This is a genomic window from Fretibacterium fastidiosum (genome assembly GCF_000210715.1).
GTDB classification, from domain to species: Bacteria; Synergistota; Synergistia; order Synergistales; family Aminobacteriaceae; genus Fretibacterium; species Fretibacterium fastidiosum.
The window spans coordinates 2,385,127-2,388,369 of record NC_021038.1 but is presented as its reverse complement, the minus strand read 5'-3'; the positions used below and the strand labels follow the sequence as shown (position 1 = coordinate 2,388,369).

Annotated in this window: 5 protein-coding genes; all 5 read right to left on the bottom strand. The window is 55.9% G+C overall.

Annotated elements, in window-relative coordinates:
- Window positions 1-440, bottom strand: a 440-nt coding sequence (locus SY1_RS10755) for a glycosyltransferase (RefSeq protein WP_243440732.1), incomplete at its 3' end; no start/stop codon positions are given.
- A 59-nt stretch (window positions 441-499) separates the two neighbouring features.
- Window positions 500-1,501, bottom strand: a complete 1,002-nt coding sequence (locus tag SY1_RS10750) for a polysaccharide deacetylase family protein (RefSeq protein WP_208873784.1) — start codon at window positions 1,499-1,501, stop codon at window positions 500-502.
- On the bottom strand, window positions 1,498-1,692 hold the full coding sequence (locus SY1_RS10745) for a hypothetical protein (RefSeq protein ID WP_208873783.1): 195 nt from the start codon (window positions 1,690-1,692) through the stop codon (window positions 1,498-1,500). The genes SY1_RS10750 and SY1_RS10745 overlap by 4 nt, the downstream gene beginning before the upstream one ends.
- A gap of 19 nt (window positions 1,693-1,711) precedes the next feature.
- On the bottom strand, window positions 1,712-2,542 hold the full coding sequence (locus SY1_RS10740) for an FkbM family methyltransferase (RefSeq protein ID WP_208873782.1): 831 nt from the start codon (window positions 2,540-2,542) through the stop codon (window positions 1,712-1,714).
- Between the two features lie 61 nt (window positions 2,543-2,603).
- Window positions 2,604-3,092, bottom strand: coding sequence for a class I SAM-dependent methyltransferase (locus SY1_RS10735; RefSeq protein WP_015557028.1), 489 nt, complete (start codon window positions 3,090-3,092; stop codon window positions 2,604-2,606).
- Window positions 3,093-3,243: the final 151 nt, after the last annotated feature.

Below are 3,243 nucleotides of genomic sequence, written 5' to 3'. Positions count from 1 at the left end.
TAAAAAAGACGGCACATCGTGGAAAAGCAAACGCGAACGGGAGCGACTTGGCGTCTCAGATGCTCCGAGAGCAGCGTGTGCTCCGTCACAACAACCCGGGATGGCCTGCCGGCAAGGAAATTTGCCGTCAGCGTCATGGCGTTGTAATGGGCCGTCAGCAGGAGGTCCGGCCTGCGGCGCCCGATATAACGCGTCAGGCTCCTCGTCGAGACGAAGAGTTTCCAGAAAAAGACCACAAACGCCCACGGGAGCAAAAAGATATTTTTCGTCTTGAAAATCCTGTGGAAAAGACGGAGCGACTCGAAATAATGTCCTCCATCGAGTTCTACAAGGGCCACCTCCTTTGGGACCCCGGCCTTCATGGCATCCGACTGAGGCGCCGGAACGACGACATCGACAGCAAATCCCCGCTGTGCCAGAAGCCCGGCGAGACGAACCATGATCCGTTCGGCCCCCCCCGGCCCCAAAGAGGCAAGGACAACGGCTATCCGTCCTCCTTTCATCCCCTGAGGCTCCTCCTCAGGGAAACGTAGGCCGACTGAGCCAGCAAATCGTCAACCGACATCCCCTCGTACAGCATGAAGCGCGGCAGGGCCCAAAGTTTTTCCCTATCGCCCCTCGACACGCGCCCCGGAGCCGTCGTCATACAGGTAAGGGCACCCATCTCACGAACGACGGAAAGCGCCTCATCGCCGAAGAGACCATAGGCATAGGCGTAATGTGCGGGAACGCACCCAGTCTGCCGGGCCATCTCCTCCCTGGCCAAAGAGAACTCCCTGTAGACAGCCTCCCTGGAAACCGTCTGCAGGTTCAGGTGGCGGTGCCCGTGATTCCCCAGCTCGGCCAGGGGGTGAGCCTGCAATGCCCGAACCTCGTCCCACGTCAGGAAAAGGCCATCGGCGCTTCCGCAATCATAATCGTTATCCCGGCACAGGTCCAGGACATAAGCCTCGGCCCCCTGTTCCGCCAGCAGAGCCTGTCCGCGAATTTGCATGAAGAGACGGCTCTTCTCCGGGACGCTCCTTACATCCCAGGTCCTCCCCTCCCAGAGGAGTGCAGGCCGCGAGGTAAGCAGCCCCTCCAGGCCATACCACCAGGGCACGCAGGAACTGCCGATAAAGGCGGTGCTCAGGTAGATCGTAAAGGGAACGCCGTGCCTCTCGAAGAGGGAGAGGCCCTCGGTCAGATTGTCCCGATACCCGTCATCCAAAGCGAGGACAAGGGAACGGGAGGGCCAGGGCCCCTCTCCCGTCAGGGCGGCATGCAGCTGTGAGACGGAAAGGAAAGTGAAGCCCTTGCACTTGGCGTCGACGATGAAGCGCTCCAGGAAGGCGGGGGAGACCTTCATGTCCTCGTTCGGAGGCAGACGCATCGGGTCCTTCTCCCCTATCCGGTGCAGCATGACGCAAAAGACGCCGTCCCCCAGAAGACGGCACAGGACACGGGCTGCCGCAGGACATGAGAGCCCCGTTAGAATCCATCGCCGAATCGTATCCTTCATTTTCTCGCAAAGACCCCTATCGTAATCGTATAGTCCTCGTCGTAAAAATCCAGCAGGCCCGTATCGTTCACGTCCTCCACGGAGAGCCCATCCAAAAACGCCTTGGCAGCAAAGACATTTCCATAGCCCTTGACAGCCACCTCATGGAAGTGCCCCGAAAACAGTCTTTCAGCCGACAAAACCGTACTCAATACCACTACAAACAAAACTCTAAAGGCTCTCGTTGACCGCGAAAATATTGACCTGCCAAGGGAAGCCGTGATGCTCGAAGGGCGCTGCTGCAGAGCCCCCCACGGGAAGGAGCCGATAACGAAAACCGGCCTCGTCCAAAATTGCCAGGATACTTCCCAACGTTCCGTTCCGTTCCGTTCCGTTCCGTTCCGTTCCGTTCCGTTCCGTTCCCCAAGAATGATATTCACAAAACAGATTGCACACGCGTTTTAATACGCATTTCAATGTAGGCATAACTACTGCCTCAGCACCTTCGATATCCATCTTCAAAAGATCCACACGTTCTTCACCCAGCAACATCTCCCTCAGATCTACGCTGGGCACGGCGCCCTCTCCCGAACATTCCTCCACGTGTCCTCCATCGGCGCCATCTGAAGCGAAAGCTACTCCCTTCGAGTGCGTCCAAACCGCAGCGTTGTGCAGGACAACGTCTTCTAGAAGATTGTTTCGAGATAAATTCCGACTCAGATAACCGTATATTTCCTCGTCCGGCTCGAAGGCCACGATCCTGGCGCCGGGATAAAGGCTTTTGAAGTAAGCAACGCTTACCCCCACGTTCGCCCCACAGTCATAAATGACGGGGGAGGGGGTATCGGCACGGAAAAGATAAGACCGATTTTTGAAGATATCAACGTATTGCCAGAAAAAACTGGGCGCATCGGGGACGTCGAAGGAAAGTCCCCTGAAGGACACGTTTTTCAGGGGACGGTAACGTCCCCGTCGTGCGCAGGAGCAGTAGAGCCGCAGAAAATCCCGCCCCTCGGACGTAAAAAGGTAACTCAGCCTTCTTTTAAGTTTTGGAAACACCACTCACCACCGCCTCGATACGCCGCTTTCGTGCGCAATTTGTCCTCTTCCCATTTACCCTTCCCTATTTCTCCGCTACGACACGCACCTGTGCCCAAGTTGTCTCCCATCTCGCATACAACCAGCAACACAAGTCAAAAAAACGGCGCCCGCCCCGGGCCAAAAGACGATAATACGGAGGCCACTTGTGGCGATACGGCTTCGACTCCAAAACATGAAAGCCGGCACGAGTAAAGAGATTGCCGATGTCCATGGGACTCCAGCTGTAGAGATGCTGGTTGATATCATTTGCCTTGTAGGCATAAGTATAATTCGAACAGGGCACCACGAAAATAATTTTTCCGCCGGGCCTCAGCACACGGTGAAGCTCCTCGAGTTCTTTCAGAGGATAATCCGTATGCTCCAACGCGTTGTTCGATATGATGACGTCGGCCCAAGCGTCGGCGACCTCGGCCGATTTCGCGTAGCCCTCGATCCCCATGGCTTTTGCCTGCTCTCGGGCCGAAGCGTTTATCTCGACGATCCTCTTTTCGGCACAGTTGATTTGGGCCATAAGATACCCCCCCCCCCACCAAAATCCAATACGCGGTCCCCAGGGGAGATATAAGATTCAAATTTCGTACGATTGGCCCACCCTCCAAAAGAGCCGATATCCCTCTGCCAATCAAAATATTTTTCATCGTAATAGTTCTTCATCACATCTC

Bases quoted from the DNA above. Each gene is read 5' to 3' on its own strand.
- SY1_RS10750 (WP_208873784.1), bottom strand. From the start codon at position 1,501: ATGAAGGATACGATTCGGCGATGGATTCTAACGGGGCTCTCATGTCCT.
- SY1_RS10735 (WP_015557028.1), bottom strand. From the start codon at position 3,092: ATGGCCCAAATCAACTGTGCCGAAAAGAGGATCGTCGAGATAAACGCT.